This is a genomic window from Paenarthrobacter sp. 4246, assembly GCF_040546855.1.
GTDB lineage: Bacteria > Actinomycetota > Actinomycetes > Actinomycetales > Micrococcaceae > Arthrobacter.
Genome location: NZ_JBEPOP010000005.1, coordinates 120,218 through 136,693, shown reverse-complemented (window position 1 = coordinate 136,693; position 16,476 = coordinate 120,218). Strand labels below are relative to the sequence as shown.

The 16,476-nt window shown below is 63.8% G+C and carries 15 protein-coding genes; 10 read left to right on the top strand and 5 right to left on the bottom strand.

The genetic code is table 11. The features are described 5' to 3' along the window. The first annotated feature begins 34 nt into the window (after positions 1 to 34). On the top strand, positions 35 to 595 hold the full coding sequence (locus ABIE35_RS11005) for a DUF4395 domain-containing protein (protein WP_354514867.1): 561 nt from the start codon (positions 35 to 37) through the stop codon (positions 593 to 595). A gap of 6 nt (positions 596 to 601) precedes the next feature. Here the strand turns inward: ABIE35_RS11005 and ABIE35_RS11000 are convergent, their stop codons facing one another. Then, positions 602 to 1,672 (bottom strand): ADP-ribosylglycohydrolase family protein, encoded by a 1,071-nt coding sequence (locus ABIE35_RS11000; RefSeq protein ID WP_354514865.1) that lies wholly within the window; start codon positions 1,670 to 1,672, stop codon positions 602 to 604. A gap of 82 nt (positions 1,673 to 1,754) precedes the next feature. Between ABIE35_RS11000 and ABIE35_RS10995 the strand changes: the two genes are divergently transcribed. The 6 genes from ABIE35_RS10995 to ABIE35_RS10970 all read left to right on the top strand — a co-directional run bounded on the left by ABIE35_RS10995 (position 1,755) and on the right by ABIE35_RS10970 (position 9,350). Continuing rightward, complete coding sequence (locus ABIE35_RS10995) at positions 1,755 to 2,111, top strand: YidH family protein (protein WP_207593876.1); 357 nt, start codon at positions 1,755 to 1,757, stop codon at positions 2,109 to 2,111. A gap of 13 nt (positions 2,112 to 2,124) precedes the next feature. Next, positions 2,125 to 2,475: a DUF202 domain-containing protein gene (locus tag ABIE35_RS10990; RefSeq protein WP_354514863.1), complete on the top strand. Its 351-nt coding sequence runs from the start codon at positions 2,125 to 2,127 to the stop codon at positions 2,473 to 2,475. Positions 2,476 to 2,663: 188 nt separating this feature from the next. After that, positions 2,664 to 3,614 carry an aquaporin gene (locus tag ABIE35_RS10985; RefSeq protein WP_354514861.1) on the top strand — a complete coding sequence of 317 codons (951 nt, stop codon included), beginning with the start codon at positions 2,664 to 2,666 and terminating at the stop codon, positions 3,612 to 3,614. Between the two features lie 71 nt (positions 3,615 to 3,685). Next, positions 3,686 to 4,858, top strand: coding sequence for an exonuclease SbcCD subunit D (locus tag ABIE35_RS10980; RefSeq protein WP_354514859.1), 1,173 nt, complete (start codon positions 3,686 to 3,688; stop codon positions 4,856 to 4,858). Continuing rightward, entirely contained in the window at positions 4,855 to 7,884 is a 3,030-nt protein-coding gene (locus ABIE35_RS10975) for an AAA family ATPase (RefSeq protein ID WP_354514857.1), read from the top strand. Before ABIE35_RS10980 ends, ABIE35_RS10975 begins: the two co-directional genes overlap by 4 nt. A gap of 104 nt (positions 7,885 to 7,988) precedes the next feature. Continuing rightward, on the top strand, positions 7,989 to 9,350 hold the full coding sequence (locus ABIE35_RS10970; RefSeq protein WP_354514855.1) for an MFS transporter: 1,362 nt from the start codon (positions 7,989 to 7,991) through the stop codon (positions 9,348 to 9,350). A 3-nt stretch (positions 9,351 to 9,353) separates the two neighbouring features. On the opposite strand, the gene ABIE35_RS10965 is transcribed toward ABIE35_RS10970, so the two are convergent. Next, positions 9,354 to 10,331 (bottom strand): AraC-like ligand-binding domain-containing protein, encoded by a 978-nt coding sequence (locus tag ABIE35_RS10965; RefSeq protein ID WP_354514853.1) that lies wholly within the window; start codon positions 10,329 to 10,331, stop codon positions 9,354 to 9,356. A 236-nt stretch (positions 10,332 to 10,567) separates the two neighbouring features. Between ABIE35_RS10965 and ABIE35_RS10960 the strand changes: the two genes are divergently transcribed. Next, positions 10,568 to 12,043 (top strand): APC family permease, encoded by a 1,476-nt coding sequence (locus ABIE35_RS10960; protein WP_354514851.1) that lies wholly within the window; start codon positions 10,568 to 10,570, stop codon positions 12,041 to 12,043. A 110-nt stretch (positions 12,044 to 12,153) separates the two neighbouring features. On the opposite strand, the gene ABIE35_RS10955 is transcribed toward ABIE35_RS10960, so the two are convergent. After that, the gene (locus ABIE35_RS10955; RefSeq protein WP_502921380.1) at positions 12,154 to 12,900 is read right to left on the bottom strand and encodes an IclR family transcriptional regulator; all 747 of its coding nucleotides are present in this window, start codon (positions 12,898 to 12,900) and stop codon (positions 12,154 to 12,156) included. Between the two features lie 131 nt (positions 12,901 to 13,031). Here ABIE35_RS10955 and ABIE35_RS10950 point away from each other — a divergent pair, with 131 nt between their 5' ends. Beyond that, on the top strand, positions 13,032 to 14,366 hold the full coding sequence (locus ABIE35_RS10950) for an MFS transporter (protein WP_172326041.1): 1,335 nt from the start codon (positions 13,032 to 13,034) through the stop codon (positions 14,364 to 14,366). Between the two features lie 73 nt (positions 14,367 to 14,439). On the opposite strand, the gene ABIE35_RS10945 is transcribed toward ABIE35_RS10950, so the two are convergent. Then, positions 14,440 to 15,108 (bottom strand): phosphoribosyltransferase, encoded by a 669-nt coding sequence (locus ABIE35_RS10945; RefSeq protein WP_354515215.1) that lies wholly within the window; start codon positions 15,106 to 15,108, stop codon positions 14,440 to 14,442. Between the two features lie 86 nt (positions 15,109 to 15,194). Here ABIE35_RS10945 and ABIE35_RS10940 point away from each other — a divergent pair, with 86 nt between their 5' ends. After that, positions 15,195 to 15,608: a winged helix DNA-binding protein gene (locus tag ABIE35_RS10940; RefSeq protein WP_354514847.1), complete on the top strand. Its 414-nt coding sequence runs from the start codon at positions 15,195 to 15,197 to the stop codon at positions 15,606 to 15,608. Between the two features lie 36 nt (positions 15,609 to 15,644). Here ABIE35_RS10940 and ABIE35_RS10935 read toward each other — a convergent pair whose 3' ends face one another. After that, positions 15,645 to 16,472 (bottom strand): alpha/beta fold hydrolase, encoded by an 828-nt coding sequence (locus ABIE35_RS10935; protein ID WP_354514845.1) that lies wholly within the window; start codon positions 16,470 to 16,472, stop codon positions 15,645 to 15,647. Positions 16,473 to 16,476 lie beyond the last annotated feature (4 nt).

Genomic DNA, 16,476 nt, shown 5'->3' with positions numbered 1-16,476 from the left:
CCCGCTTGGAGAGATGCGCTCCTAGCCTTGGGGCATGACCAAGACCGCACTTCCTCCAGCACCGGTTCGCCGGAAAGCCGATGTTCCTGGGCGCCTCGCGCGCCCTGGGGTTGGTTGGCGGACTGTTTTCGCGTTTCCCAACCCCGTGAACGAATACGCCGCACGCATCACGGCCGGATTGGTAGTGGTCCTGGCTGTCGCAACCCTGCTGAGCGGCTGGGGCTGGGGTTTGGTGATTCTTGCCGCAGGTTTCTGGCTCCGCGTCCTGTTTGGTCCCCGGATCTCACCGCTGGCGCTGCTGTCTGTCAAGGTCCTGGCACCACGGATCGGGCACGCCAAGCTGGTGGCCGGTCCGCCGAAGCGTTTCGCGCAAGGCATCGGTGCCGCTTTGACGAGTGCCGCCGTCGTGCTCTTCTTCATCGGCTACCAGCCGGCCGCTTGGCTCCTTCTGGTGCTTCTGATCGTTGCGGCGTCCTTGGAAGCGTTCGTCGGATTTTGCCTCGGCTGCGCGATCTTCGGCTTCCTGCAACGCCGTGGCCTCATTCCGGCCGATGTCTGCGAGGCCTGCAACAACATCACCCTCCGCAGCACGTAGTACCCGTCAGCCAGTGGTGACGGCGAGGAGCCTGCCCGCCATGCCGCGGATGACTCCGGGTGCTTCCAAGGCCTCAAGCCAGTCGCCCGGGAGGCATTCTTCGCCGTAGAAGGCGCCCAGGATGTTGCCTGCGATGGATCCGGTGGAGTCACTGTCGCCGCTGTGGTTGATGGCAACTGCAATCGCGTTGCGGAAATGGTCCGCCGGTGAGCTGCCGCTCGTGGCCAAAACGGAGTAGAGCCCGACGGCGAGTGCCTCCTCTGCGATCCAGCCCTCGCCGAGCAGTGCGGTCAGGTCTTCGGGGTTAAGGACGGTGGACTGCTGCGACAACTGCAAGGCGGCTTCCAGCCTTTCGCCGAGTTCCGGGGCCTTGGTGGGAACACCGTTCACGTAGTCGAGTGCCTCGTTGGCAGCGCTGCGGACGTCGCGTCCGGCTACGAGGTGATGGATCAGCAAGCTGAAAGCCGCCGCGCTGAGGCGGGCCGACGGGTGCCCATGCGTCAGGGACGCGGCATCTGAGCTCAGCTTGTAGACAGCCTCCCGGGAGATGTGGGGAACCAGCCCGAAGGGGGCCGAGCGCATCACCGTACCGCATCCCTTGGAGTCGGGATTGACCGGGCGGGCGACCGTACCCATCTGACCGGTTGCCAGGCCGCTCAGGCATGCGTTTCCCGGTGCCCGGCGGTGATGGAGCACTTCCTGGGCATCGATCCACCGGGGCTGGGGCACGGGGGCGGAGGAGGAGACAGCGACGTCCTGGGTGTTGAGCCACCGCAGGTAGGCGAGCCACAGGCAGGCGATCTCATCAGCTGCCACGCCGTCGTTCGCCCATTCGAGGGCTTCCACCAGGCCGTCAACGGTGTACAGCGTCATCTGGGTGTCATCCGAAAAGTGGCTTGCGCCCTCGAGTTGTCCAAAACTGGTCAGTCCGGCAGCACCATAGCGCGCGCGGATCGCTGCGATGGAATCGAATTCCACGGCGTAACCAAGGGAATCGCCCAGTGCTCCACCCAAGAGTGAGCCGTGGACACGGGATGCAAAGGACGGCGCAGCGGGGGAAGAAGGTTCAACACTCATGCCAGTAACTTACCGTGCCCGCGAACGCCCGCTGGTATGGTGGGGAAGCTGCCCGGCACCGATGAAACCCTGGAGAGACTGCGTGCGTGAACCTGCTTGGCGACGGACCGGCAAGACACCTGATTACAGGTTCTCGCTTGCCAATGAGCGTACCTTCCTCGCATGGATCCGCACCTCCCTGGCGCTCCTTGCCGGGGCGGTGGCTGTCGACCAGTTGGCTCCGAACATCGCGCCGACCCCCGTTCGATTGGTCCTCTGCGTCTTGCTGGCGCTGGTTGGAGCGGGCTTGGCCGCCTTGTCCTACCGCAGGTGGGGGCAGATGGAAGCGGCAATGCGCAACGACCAAGCTCTTCCGTTCTCCCGCGTCATGATGTTCATGACCATCGTGGTGGCCTTGGCAGCCTTCGCCTTCGCGGTGCTGATCCTGGTGGCCCGGTGATTAAGGAATTTCCGTGAGTGTGGAAGTCCGTGATCCCGGCCTCCAACCGGAGCGAACAACCCTGGCCTGGCGCCGGACCTTGATTTCTTTGGTGGTGGTCGACCTGTTTATTTGGCGGAGTTGGCTGACGTCCGAGCCATCCACCGCCAGCGTCGTCGCCGGGCTCCCGGGACTTGACTACCAGGGCATCTGCGCCCTGGTGGCGGCCGCCGCCACCATCGTCCTGGCCTCGGTGGTGTGGGTTCGCTCACGTCAACTCCAAGCCGGAAACAACGCCGCTTCCGCGCGGTTGGTATTGGTGAGCACTGTAGCCGTGATGGGCCTTGGCGGTACGGCGATCGCGGCCATAGCCTTGGGCGGCTAAGCTCGGAGGCAGGATTCAGCAACTGCCCAGACTCGGCTGGAACAATGCTCAAGAGCCGTCGGCTTCCGGCCTGTCTTTTGCCAACGCCCTTGACGCGCCGGGCAGTCGTCAGCAGTACATAAGAGCGTGCAGCACGCTGCGGGGCCAGCATGGCCAGCATCCAGATCAACCTTAAGGACACATTCGACATGACCTCTCCTGTACAGGCCACACCCGAACACCAACCGGGGCTCACTGCCCGGTTGTCGGCTGAAGCTTTGGGATCGATGTTCATTGTGGTCGTGGCGGTGGGTGTCGGGATTTTCTCCAACCCCAGCGGGGCGCCCGTACCGGTGGCCCTCGCCGCCGGGCTCACCGTAACAGTGGCCATGCTGGCGTTCGGGCATGTGTCCGGCGGACACTTCAACCCGGCCATCACCCTGGGCAACCTGATTGCCGGCCGGATCCGGGCGGTAGCCGCCGTGGCCTATTTGGCGGCGCAGCTCATCGGCAGCGTTGTTGGTGCTGCGCTGATCTACTTTGTAGTCACCACAGTCCCCGTCCTGAAAGACGCCCGCGCCGCCTTCGATGTCGTGGCGCCGGGCTACGGTGAACATGCTGCGGCCCAAACGCAGATGGCCGGCGTCCTGATGGTTGAGATCCTTGGTTCTGCCCTGCTTGTTGCAGTTTTCCTGGGGGCGACGGCCGGCCGCAGTTCGATTCCTGCCTTGGCTCCCTTCGCTGTGGGCCTGGCCATGGTTGTGCTGCTTCAATTCGGCCAGGTCCTGGGCAACCTTCCCTTCAACCCTGCGCGGGCAACGGCACAGGCATTCTTCAGCTCTTCCTGGGCCATCGAAGGACTGTGGCTTTTCTGGGTGGCACCGCTGTTGGGCGCGGCGCTGGCCGGGCTGGTCTTCCGTGGCTTCCAGGGCCTTTCGGAGGGCAACGGTACCGGGTCAGCGGATTTCCAGGCGGCCCATGATGACGATGTCAATGCTGCCTTCGACGCTGACCACGACCTCACTGGGGAAGGCGCTGACACCGGTGGTGCCAAGGAGCAGCAGGCTCCTGCCAAGAAGGACGCCGTCAACCCGGCCCCAGCACCTGCTGCGGGCGCCCGCGATGACGCCCGCGACTTCTTCGACGGCAAAAAGGGCTAGAAACCTGACAGGATCTACGGCGGTCGGCTGGCCTGCGCTTTATTGTCGGTACCCCCGGTTAACTTGGGAATATGCGGTTACTTCACACTTCGGATTGGCACCTCGGCCGATCATTTCACGGCGTTGGCATGCTCGAAGCCCAGCGCGATTTCGTGGACCAGTTGGTATCGGTTGTCGAAGCCAGGTCCATTGACGTCGTCCTGATTGCCGGCGACGTGTACGACCGCGCCTTGCCGGGCCTGGATGTGGTGAAACTCCTCGATGATGCCCTTGTCCGCATCACGCAGGCAGGCGCTACCGTCGTCTTGACCAGCGGCAACCACGACTCCGCCATCCGGCTGGGCTTTGCCTCCCGGCTGTTGGAACGCGGGGGAGTGCACCTCCGGACCCGGGTGGAGGACCTGGACGTTCCGGTGGTTTTGCCGTTGGGATCGGTCCGTGGCAGCGGGGACGTGGCCATCTACGGCATTCCCTATCTGGAGCCCCGGCTGGTGGCTGAGCGGCTGGGCGTAGATACCGCCAGCCACTTCGATGTCACTTTGGCGGCTGTGGAACGGATTCGGCGTGATGTGGAGCACCGTCGGGAAACCGGGCCGGTTTACCCAGTAGTCCTTGCGCACACTTTCGCCAGCGGAGGCATTACCTCGGACAGTGAGAGAGACCTCAGTATCGGTGGACTGGGAGCCGTGCCGTTGGATCTCTTCGAGGACTTCGCCTACACGGCATTGGGCCACCTCCATGGGCGCCAGGAGCTGGTTCCCAACGTCCGCTATTCCGGCTCGCCGCTGGCCTATTCCTTCTCCGAAGCCAAACACCATAAGGGTGCCTGGCTCGTGGACATCAGCCCGGGCGGCGTCGTCGGGGTTGAAGAGGTCTTGTGGGAGTCGCCCAAACCACTGGCCATCCTGCGCGGCCCGCTGGAGGAACTGCTGGCGTCCGAGGAACATGCGTGGGCTGAAGGTGCTTACTGCCAGATCACGTTGACGGATACCGAGCGGCCTGCCCAGGCGATGGACAGGGTGCGCAGCCGCTTCCCCGACACCCTGGTCCTTGCCTTCGACCCCGAAGGCGGTGAGCCCCGGGCCAAAACAAGCTACAGCAGCCGGCTTGCCGAGGCCGAAGACGACCTCGACGTTTGCTGCGGCTTCCTGGAGCATGTCCGGGGCCGCGGTTCCGGAGCTGCAGAAGAAGCCGCACTGAAAGAAGCCCTAGAAGCTGTCCGGTTGGAGGAGGCGGAGCTGTGAGAATCCACCGCTTGGACATCGAAGCGTTCGGCCCGTTCGCCACGCCCCAGCACATTGACTTCGATCAACTCAGTGCGCAGGGACTGTTCCTCCTCAACGGCGCCACCGGGGCCGGGAAGACCAGCATCCTGGATGCCATTTGCTTTGCCCTCTACGGGTCCGTTCCTGGCGCCCGTCAGGAAGGCAAACGGCTCCGCAGCGATCACGCGGCCCCTGGTGCTGAACCACGCGTGGTGTGCGAGTTTTCTGCGCGGGGACGTCGTTTCGAAGTGACGCGCTCGCCCGCATGGGATCGTCCCAGTGCCCGTGGGCGCAATGGCTTCACCACGCAGCAGGCCAAGACCCTCCTCCGCGAACGGGTGAACGGAACCTGGGAAGAGAAGTCCTCCAGGAATGACGAGGTAGGAGCTGAGCTTTCCGACGTCCTTGGAATGGATCGGGAGCAATTCACCAGGGTGGTCATGCTTCCACAGGGTGATTTTGCCGCGTTCCTCAGGTCCAAGGCAGGCGACCGCCTGGAACTCCTCCAGAAACTGTTCGGCACGCAACGCTTTGAAGCCGTTGAAAGTCACCTCGCCCAGCAAGCTGCTGTCGCGGCCGGGGCAGTGCAGGAGAATACCGCGGAACTGACCATGCTGCTGGACAGGGTTGCCGCTGAGCGGCAACAGTTGGACGTGCACCAAACCGCGCCAGGGGTTTCAGAAGGCACCACTGCCACCATCGCGGCAGGACAAGCGCCCGAGGAGTGGCTTGCCGAGGCGGAAGCCGAGGTAGTTGCCGTGTGGCAGCGTCGTCAGGACGAGGCCACGGAAGCGGAGTCCGTGGCGGCCCGACTCGCCGGGAAATTCCAGGAAGCCCAGGAGAAAGCGTTGCGTCACGGGCGTCTTGGCGCCGCGATGCAGCGGCGGATTCTGCTTGAGCTGGCTGCTCCCCGTGCACATGAGAACAGGGAGAAGCTCAGTCGGCATCGCCGTGCTGCCGTGCTCAGCGGTCAGTTGGAAGCCGTTGATACCGCAGCACGCAAGCTGCAGGCCGCTACAGCCCTCGCAGCCGGGATTCGCTCTAAAATGGACGAAGCAGGCATGGACCCTGCGAACCTCACCGCGGCCCTGGAAAGCGTCAAGGCAAGCTGCGCTGTGCTGGAGGCACGTCTTCCCGATGAGCAGCGTTTGGACGGGATGGCAGCACGGTTGGTGGCCAAGGGCGCCGAGTCGGCTGAACATGCCGCAGCATCGGAAGCGGCACGCTCCGCGCTGGAACAGCTTCGTGCAGACGTTGCAACAGTGGAAACACAGATCGGGCCCCTCGAACCTGTCGCTGAGAAGCTGGCAGAGCTGGAAAGGGAGGCTGCGGCGGCCACCGAATTGGTAGGTATCGTGGCCCGCTATGCCGTTGCCGCCGAAACTGCGGAGGAAATCACCGGGAAGCATCTCCAAGCGCGGTCCGCGTCGCAGGATGTCCGCCAGCAGTGGCTCGACATCCGCGAGCTCCGCCTTGCCAACGCGGCCGGGGAACTGGCAGCAGCCCTGGTGGACGGCACACCGTGCGCCGTGTGTGGCAGCGAAGACCACCCGAATCCAGCCGCCGCAGTACGATCAGCCCTTTCCCTTGCCCAGGAAGAGGAAGAGCTGAAGGAGCGTTTTGACGCCAGTGAGAGAGCCGTAGGAGAGCTCGCCGAGCAAGTCTCCGTGGCGGCCCAAGTCCTCGCCGGGCTGAAGGCACAAGGAGGTTCTGCGGATGCGGCCGACGCTGAGTCCAAGCGTGCGGAGGCCCAGCAAGCTCTGTCGGCGGCCCGCACGGCAGCAGCGTCCCTGGAGTCGCTGCGAAGCCGACACCAGTCCCTGACCCAACGCATCGTCCTCGTCACGGAGGAGCTGTCCTCGTCCCTGGCCGCTGCAGCCCAAGTGTCTTCGGAGGTGTCCCTTCTTGAGGAACAGCTTGCTGACCTGGAGGAGGAGCTGGCTGGTTTGAGGGGCGGTTTCCCGAGTCTGCGTGAAAGGCTGGACGCCCTGTCGGCTGAGCGCACGCTGCTGCAGGCGGCACATGATGCTGATCGGAACGTCGAAAGTGCCCTGGAGGCACACGAAGATGCCGTCGCCTCCCTCAACCGGGTCTTGCCGGAATCCGGATTCGGATCTGCCGAAGAGGCGCGTCGTGAACTCCTGCCGCCCGCCGATGTTGTAGGTCTTGAGAAGGACCTCGCCGATTTCGACGCTGAATCTTCCCGCCTCGATGAACTGTTTACCGGCGAGGACCTGGTCCTGGCAGCCAAAGAAGTAAGTATTGGCGAGCTTCCCTTGCCGGAGGCCGAACTTGCCGGGTCAAAACTGCTGGCAGCCGATGCTGCCGACAAGTCCCGCGCCGCTGCTCTGGCTGCAGGCCTGGCTGGAAAGTCGTCCGAAGCTGTGGCCCGGTTCCGGAAGGCGTACCTGGCTCTTGCCCATGCCGGCGAGGAGCCGCGGAACAGGGCACGACTACTGGCAGAGTTGGCAGACACAGTGAGGGGAGCCGGTGATAACAGTTACCGGATGAGCCTGAACACGTACGTCCTGGCCGGCCGCCTTGAACAGGTAGCCATCGCCGCCTCCGAGCGGCTCGTTGCCATGAGTGACGGCCGCTACACCCTGCAGCATACGGATGCCAAGGCAGCCAGGGGTGCAAAGTCGGGGCTCGGGCTGGAAGTGGTGGATGAGTGGACTGGGCAGCGCCGCGATACCTCCACCTTGTCCGGTGGTGAATCCTTCATGGCCTCGTTGTCCCTTGCCCTGGGCCTGGCCGATGTTGTCCAGCAAGAGGCTGGTGGCGTGGACATCGAGACACTGTTCGTCGACGAAGGTTTTGGAAGCCTCGACGAGCAGGCCCTGGAGCAAGTGATGGATGCTCTGGAAGGCTTGCGCGACGGCGGCAGGGTAGTTGGCTTGGTGAGCCATGTTGCCGAGATGAAGCAACGCATCACCAGCCAGGTGCAGGTGGTGAAGGGTCGCCATGGATCCACCGTGCGAATCGCCGAATTGGTTCCTGCCTAGGCCATAGTTCCAGGTTGGAACATATCCGATAGACTTAACCCGTTACACCGGGTCGCGCGCATCGGGAGGAGGGACGATGCGCATCCTTTAGCGAACCCGGATTAATGGAAAAATCTTCTGTGGCTTCCCAGCCTCTGTCTTCTGCACCCTCACGCCCCTCCCGCCTGCCCGGCCGTTTTGCCCGGCTACCGGAACTTGCAGGGCCAGGTTTCCTTCCCTTGGGCCTCTTCGCCCGGCTTCCGCTGGCCATGCTCACCGTCGGAACTCTGACGCTCGTCACGGCCGTCAGCCAGTCCTACGCCATTGGCGGCATGGCTGCCGGAGCTGTCGGAATTGGTTCGGCCCTGGGTGCCCCTGTCCTCGGCTCCCTGGCCGACCGCGCAGGGCAGCGGATCGTGCTCCTGGTCGCCGCTGTCATCAATGCTTTGGCTGTAGCTGGACTTCTTGCGGCGGCCTACCTGACGCCGGCCTATGGTTCTGCACGCGACGCGCTCGGTGTCCTCATCGTGGCATTCCTGGCAGGCGCCAGTTGCCCGCAGGTTGGTCCGATGGCCAGGGTCCGTTGGATGGCTTTGACTACCCGCAATCTTTCCCCCTCGGCTGCCAGCGGCAGCAGGAGCGTGGCAGCAAACCGCGCCGACCTTGATACTGCGCTGTCCTACGAGGGCACTGCGGACGAGGTCACCTTCGTCCTTGGGCCGGCGCTGGTGGGTGTCCTGGCCAGCATGGTGGCCCCATGGTTGCCACTGGCCCTGGCTGCGGTCATGACCATCACGTTGGTGCCGGCTTTCGCCGTCCACCCCAGCCAGCATGCCGTGGTTCCGGCACCTCCCAAGCCGGCTTCCGGCGTCGTGCTTTCCGGGGAGCAGTCCGTACAGGCTGGTCCGCAGGGCCGCAATCGTTGGGCCGGTGCCGTGGTTGCCGTACCTGTACTGGCAATGGTCTGCATGGGCACCTTCTTTGGGGCAACGCAAAATGCGTTGAGTGCTTTTTCTGCCCAGTACGCCACCGCCGAAATCGCCGGGATCCTGTACGCGGTGATGGGCTTGAGCTCTGCGGTGGCTGCTTTGTCGGTCGCGTTCTGGCCGCAGCGGTTCAGCCTGGCCTCCCGCTGGGTTGCGGCTGCGCTGGCGATGTCGGCCTTGTCGCTTTTGCTGCTCTTGCCTGGCGGTATTTGGCCGATGGTCTTTGTCTTGCTGATTTTGGGTATTCCGGTGGGTCCTGTGATGGTCACCGTCTTCAGCATTGGCGGCGTGGTGGCACCGGCCGGTCGCATGGCGACGGTCATGACTGCCCTCGCCAGCGGAATCGTCGCGGGCACGGCGCTGGGTGCGTACCTGGCTGGGCAACTGGCCGAGACGCAGGGGCCTGGCGCAGCCTTCGTGGTTTCCATGGCCGCCGCGGCTGGCCTGCTGCTGCTGGGCGTTGTGACGTCCCTGGTGATGAAGCGCCGGCCTCAGGCGTAGTTGCTACAAGGGCTCGTTGCGGTAGCCGGTGGGGGAGTTCCCGAAGGCTGCCCGGAAGATGCGGCTGAAATGGGCGGCATCGGTGAACCCCCACCGTGCTGCGATGGCCGTTACGGGGCGGTCGGCCAGCACAGGATCCCTCAGGTCCCGCCGGCACCGTTCGAGCCGCCGTTGCCGGATGGAAGAGGCCACGGTGGTGCCGATTTCCTGGAAGAGATCGTGCAGATGCCGCGTCGAGATGTAGTGGGCAGCGGCAATGGTTCCGGGCGAGAGCTCAGGATCACCGAGGTTCGCCTCGATGTAGTCGTGGATACGCCCCAGAAGTAGCAGATGGGGATCCCGTCCGGTCTCGATCAGCTGATCCAGCTCGCCATTGAAGAGCGTGGTCACCAGATCCAGTGCGTTATGCACCAGCCGGAGACCATTGGTGCCCGACAGGGCTTCAAGGTTGTCGGCCAGCCGCACCAGAAAAGGGCTGATGAGTTGGCCGAGGCCCTCATCGCCCGGAATGCGCAAGGCAGTGACGTGGCCCATGGCCTCGGCCGGCAGGTCCAGCAAAACGTGCGGGAACATCAGCACCAACGTGCGGAAGTCGTCGTCGAACGTCAATTGATAAGGGCGGGAGGTGTCGTAAATGGAGAGATCACCGGGGTGCAGCACGGCCTCACGTTCGTCCTGAACCAGGCGGCCCGATCCAGCGAGCTGGATGCTGAGTTTGAAGAAGCGGCCCGTGGACTTGGCAATCAGCTCCGGTGTGCGCTGGACGGTATGGGGTCCGGCGGTAATCTCCACCACGGAGATCTGCCCCAGCACTCGTGCGCGCATGATGCCGTGGAAGGCTGAGCCTGGGAAGGATGAACTGCCGGGACCTGTTGCCAACAAGGGCACGAATGAGGTGGAGATTGCCTTGCTCCACTCCTGGAACGACTCCGCCACGATGGTTTCCACGGTTGCGGGGCCCGTATCAGCCGCGACGGTCATCAAACTCCCTTTCAGTGGCCCGCGGCGCCGCTGCCACTGGGGCGGGAATATCGGATGTGCGGACGTGAGCTTGCCCACGATTCTACACCGGGGACCAAGACCGGGATCTTGCATGCGTGCAGCGACAAACACCCTGCCGTGTGAGACAAGTCACGCAAGGTCCCTGCGGTGGAAGATTGCGGAATGACAGACACCGTGCCGCGCAATCTCCCGCGGCACCGAGGCAGGAGCACACTATGAGCGTGGACAACCCCGTCAAGGGCAGGGCCGCCGGAGCCGTAGGCACCAAGAGGCGGCTCGGCGTAGCAGCAGTAACCTTCATGATCATCGCGGCCTCGGCGCCGCTGACCGTGCTCGCAGGCGGTGTCACCACCACTTTCGCGGTCACCGGTGTCACCGGCGTGCCGCTATCTTTCCTGATTCTGGGTGGAATTTTGGCGCTTTTCGCCGTGGGGTATGCCGCCATGAGCCGGTACGTCACCAACGCAGGGGCGTTCTACGCCTACATTGCGCAGGGCATCTCAAGGCCGGCCGGCGTGGGAGCATCACTGATGGCCCTCATGGCCTACAACCTCATGCAAGTCGGTATCTATGGCTTGTTCGGCTTCACTGTGTCCTCGCTCCTGTCCGCGCGGCTTGGCGTCAGTGTTCCTTGGTGGATCCCCGTGCTGGTCTGCATCGCCATTGTCGGGTGGCTGGGAGTCAATCGGGTAGACCTGTCCGCCAAGGTGCTGGGCGTTCTGGTGGCCTTGGAGTTCCTGGTGGTCATTGTGTATGACGTCATCAGCCTTGCTGTGGCCCCCGAAGGCATAAGTGCAGCAACCTTCAGCCCCGAAAGCCTGTTCGTTCCCGGAATCGGTGCAGTTCTGTCCTTCGGCATCGCCGCCTTCATGGGCTTCGAGTCCGCTGCCATTTACGGCGAGGAATCCAAGGATCCCAAGCGAACCGTTGCCAGGGCGACGTTCGCAGCCGTGGGAATCATCGCGGTGTTCTATGCCGTATCGGCCTGGGCCATGACCGTGGGAGCAGGCCCCTCTGCGGTGATTGAATCAGCGGCGGCCAGCGGGCCGGACATGATGTTCGCGTTCCTTGGTGCCAACGGAGGCGTACTTCTCAGCGACATCGCCCAGGTCCTCTTCGTGACCAGCCTCTTCGCAGCACTCGTCAGCTTCCACAACGCAGTAGCCCGCTATTTCTTCTCCCTCGGCCGCGAGCGTGTCCTGCCGTCGGCGCTGGCCAAGGTGCGGACAGACAGCGGGGCGCCCTTCGCTGGTTCGCTGGCGCAGACGGTGATTGCCGTCGTCGTAACCATCGCCTTCGCCATTGCTGGCGCCGGGTCCGAGCTGGGCGAGCTGTACCCCGTCTTGACCATGTTCACCTGGCTCACCAACAGCGGCGCAATGGGCCTCGTTCTGCTGATGACCGTAGTGTCGGTGGCTGTGATCGGCTTCTTCCGCCGGCAGCAGCACGGGGCAAGCCTGTGGGTCAGGGTGATCGCTCCTGGCCTGGGGTTCGTGCTTTTGGCGATCGTCTTCGTGCTCATCATGACCAACTTCAACGTCTTGCTGGGACAGGCCGAGTCCACGGCCGCTACGTTTGTCCTGCCGATGCTGGTGCTGCTGCCCGGAGTTGTTGGTGTCATCTGGGGCTTGCGTCTGAGGCGCTCCCAGCCGGCACTGTACGCCCGGATCGGCCACGGCGCCGAGGACTGACTCCCGGCGGCGACCAGCACGTAGGCTGCTTTCTGAAACTGCCGCCCCGGTGGTGTCGTGACGCTTTGAGCGTCGTCCGGTGGCAGTCAGTTTGGAGGTGTTGGGGATATTCAGGCCAATTGGCTTTCGATTCGGGCGGCACTGGCCGCGAGCGCTTTGCCGACGGCGTCGGCGTCCTGATCCAGCCGGATGTAGACGACGGCGATCGCGGCCGGCCGTCCTCCCGGAACCTGGATGGGTGCGGCGATGGAGGACAAACCGGCGATGACCTCGTCATGGCTGGTGGCGTAGCCGAGGCGGCGCGCCTCATGTGCTTCGGGCCGGTAGGGGTTGCCTGAGCCCACCTGCTGCCAGCGTTCCTCGGTCATGGTGGATTGGATGGCTATTCCGGGAGCACCTGTGCCGACCGGGTGGCGGCTTCCGGGATGTTGGGCGAGGGCGGCGCCTGAGTGTCGTGGCTCAACGGTGACCAGGGTGACGCATTCCTGGTGGTCCCATACGGCGACGAAGGCTGTCATGAGAAAGGCGTTGGCGATTTGGGTCAGTTCGGGCAGTGCCGCGGTTTGGAGGTTCCGTGAGACGCCGCTGGCCAGGACGGCCAATCCGGGTCCGGGCTGCACCCGTCCTGAGTCGTCGCGCACCAGCAGGGAGTGGTCCTCCAGCGTCCGGAGGATTCGATAGGCCACGGAGCGGTGAACGCCCAATGCTTCGGTGAGTTCGGCAATGCTGAGCGGCCTGTCTGCCGCAGCCAGGATCTCCAGAGCGCGGATTCCCCGGGACAGGGTTTGAGACGGCGGAGCTGGTATCGCCGCTTCCGTTGGAGGGTGGACATCGCTGCGGGGATTCATGCGATCCATCCTATGTTGGCGCGAACTTACAGGGGGCTGTGCTTTGGGTCACAGATTGTAGTACTCTTTCCTAACTGACCGTTCTGTCGGTTAATGCAAGTCAAGCGCCGACCAGTCACCCCAACCCCCATGGAGTTCCAATGACCGCAACTTCCACTGTCGACTCTCCGTCAGGACCCAGCAGCAAGCGCGAAGAGCGCCGGGTTCTGGCCGGGACACTGGTGGGCACCACCATTGAGTGGTACGACTTCTTCATCTTCGCCCAGCTCACGGCGACGCTGCTGGCGCCGCTGTTCCTCTCTCCTTTGGAAAAGTCCAACCCGGGAGTCGCCCAGCTTTTGTCCTTCGCCACGATCGGCATCAGCTTCCTCTTCCGTCCCCTGGGGGCCTTCGTCGCCGGACACCTCGGCGACAGGATGGGCCGCAAGGCCGTCCTGGTCATGACGCTGGTCATGATGGGCGCAGCTACTGCGCTGATCGGTATGCTGCCCACCTACGCAACCATCGGCGTCTGGGCTCCCATCCTGCTGATTACCTTGCGCGTAGTCCAAGGGTTCTCCGCCGGTGGTGAATGGGGCGGTGCGGCACTCATGGCCGTGGAGCATGCGCCGCTCAAGAAGCGCGGGCTCTTCGGCGCCTACCCACAGATCGGTGTTCCGATCGGCATGATCCTGGCCACCGGCCTGTTGTTCCTGCTCCAGTCGGGAATGTCCAAGGAAGATTTCGCCTCATGGGGATGGCGCGTGCCATTCCTGTTGTCGGTGGTCCTGATTGTGGTGGGATACCTCATCCGTCGGGCTGTGGGTGAAAGCCCTGTCTTCAAGGAAATCGCCCAGCGCAAGGCCGAAAGCAAGGCGCCCCTGGGTGAGCTCTTCCGCAAGAACAAGAAGGAAGTTCTCCTTGCAGCGTTGATCTTCATCGCCAACAACGCCGCCGGGTACCTGCTGATCGCCTTCTTCATTTCCTACGCCACACGTACGTTGAAGATGCCCACCCCGCAGGTCCTGCTTGCCACCACCATCGCCTCCTTCGGCTGGCTCATCTTCACCATGGTGGGCGGTTGGTTGTCGGACAAGATCGGACGCGTCAAGACGTTCCTGATCGGTTATGGTTTGGTCTTTGCCTGGATGATCCCTATGTTCGTGCTGATCGATTCCAAGGACATTGTGCTCTACGGAACCGCTCTGTTCGTCCTGACCATCGGCTTGGGACTGTCCTACGGTCCGATGTCCGCCATGTACGCGGAAATGTTCCCGGCCCAGGTCCGCTACTCCGGAATCTCCATTGGATACGCCCTGGGTGCCATCCTGGGTGGTGCCTTTGCCCCGCTCATCGCCCAGGCACTCCTGGACACCACCAAGTGGTCCGGCTCGGTAGGCATCTACATCATGGTTCTGTGCGTCATCTCTGCAATTGGCGTGATCCTCGCCAAGGAAACCCGTGGACGGCCGCTGGGTTACAGCGTTCACCACTAGAAGCTGCAACAAGGCAAAGACGGGTGCGGTCCACGGTGGACCGCACCCGTCTTTGCATGAGGTACGACGGCGGCTACTCCCGGCCGCGGGCAGCGGCACCTGCCAGTTGGCCTACGACGTCGTCGTCGGACAATTGCTCAAATCGCTCGTAGAAGGCACCGACAGCATGGAATTTACCGGGTGTGTGAAGGACCATCACCGCGTCGCACACCCGCGCCAACGACGTCGAAGCCTCCAGCGATGCAACCGGCACTGCGGCTATTACTGTGCGCGCCCCGGCGGAACGAACCGCTTCCACAGCCGCCCGCATGGTGGCACCTGTGGCGAGTCCGTCATCGGCCAGCACCACAGTCTTTGCGCGAAGGTCGTGGCCAGTGCCGGGGTATTCCTGGGCGCGCCGGAGAAGCTCGGTGCGTTCATGGTCTTCAACCGCGTCGAGCGCGGCCTGGGAGATGCCGTGGGCGAGGATGAGTTCCCTCAACGGTTTGTTGACGATGCGAAGGACATCCCCTTGCGACCAGGCCAAGGCACCGAAGGCGGTTTCGTCGCGGCCTGGGATGCCGAGCTTGCGTACCAGGACAGCGCCGAAAGGCAGGTACAGCCCAGTTGCTGCTGCTGCGGCCACGGGAACTCCACCGCGGGCCAGGCCCAACACGATGGTGTCCGGCTGTTCCCTCAGCTGGGGGAGGGCTTCAGCCAGGCGTCGACCGGCTTCCGCACGGTCCTTGAAACGCATGCCCATCTGCTCCACTTCCACGAAATTCGTTGCAGTTCCAAGCCTACCGTCCGGACCTTGCCCGGCAGCGTCTCCGCTGAAAGCATGGGCTTGTGAACAAGCCAATCGGATATTGGATCAAGAGGCTGGACGCCGCGCTGGAAGCCCAACTGGACAGCATCCTGGCCAGGATCAAGCTCAGCCGCCGTCAATGGCACACCCTCAGTGTCCTGTCCGAGGGCGCCATGCTTCCGGACCAACTGGAGGAATTCCTGCACCCGTTGTGGGGTAACGATATCCGGATGCGGGAGAGGGAACTCGCGGCACTGGTTGGCCGGGGGATGATCACCATGATCGATGACCGGCTGGTCCTGAGCGACCGGGGACGGGAGAAGTACCACGAAGCCCAGCGGCTGGTGGAAGCAGCGCGGCAGGACCTGTCCATGGGGATCGGCATTGACGAGTACGCCATGGCATTGAGCGTGCTGGAGCGCATGAGCCTTAACGCGGAGCGGCTGGCCCGCTGATCACCGTCAGCCGGGCCAGCCGTTGCGTGCGGCAGGCTAGACTCCGAGGAATTCGAGGGCAGCTTCCTTGAAGGCCCGGCTGGTGATGACGTTGGTATGGGTACGCCCGGGAATGACCAACGTTTCCGCCAACCCACCCCGCTTGGTTGCTATGGCGGCGAGTTCAGGCATGGTCGCTGCCCGTTCGTCCTTCTCGCCGGCAACCAGCAACAGTGGCATGTGCGGGGCAGCCTCAGCGGGATCGAAAGGTTCTCCCTTGATGGCCTCGATGAGGGACAACATGGCGAACAGGTTGTTGCTCGGAAGCATTTGTGCCATTCTCAGCAAGCCTGCCGTGGATGCGTCTTCCACGGGCGTGCCGTCGGCCAGGTGCCGTTGGGCGGCAACGAGGTCGAAGGCTGCGAGGGGGTCTGCCGAGCTCGGTCCGCCCAGGACGATGCGGTGCACCAGGTCCGGCTGCGTAGCGCCGAATTCCCAGGCCAACCGCGAACCCAGTGAGTAGCCCACGATGTCCAGGCCTGTGGAAGGGTCGCCTTCACGCAGGGGCCGGGCTCCGGCGTCGGTCACTATCTGCAGAAGGTCGGCGCGGATGCGGCTGGGCGTGTAGGAGTCCCGGTCCTCAGGGGAGTGGCTCCGGCCGTGGCCCGGCAAGTCTACGGTGATGACCCTGCGGCCGGCGTCCTGAAGGGTGGTGATCCATCCGCTGTCCGCCCAGTTCAGTTTGCTGGAGGATGAAAAGCCGTGGATCAGAAGGACAGGGCGCAGACCGGCGTCAGTGGCGGGTTGGTGCACCTCGACGAACAGCCCGGGATCGGTGCCCTCCACTGTGTGCCTGTGCTGTTCCACTGTGTGCCTGCCGGTCATGGTG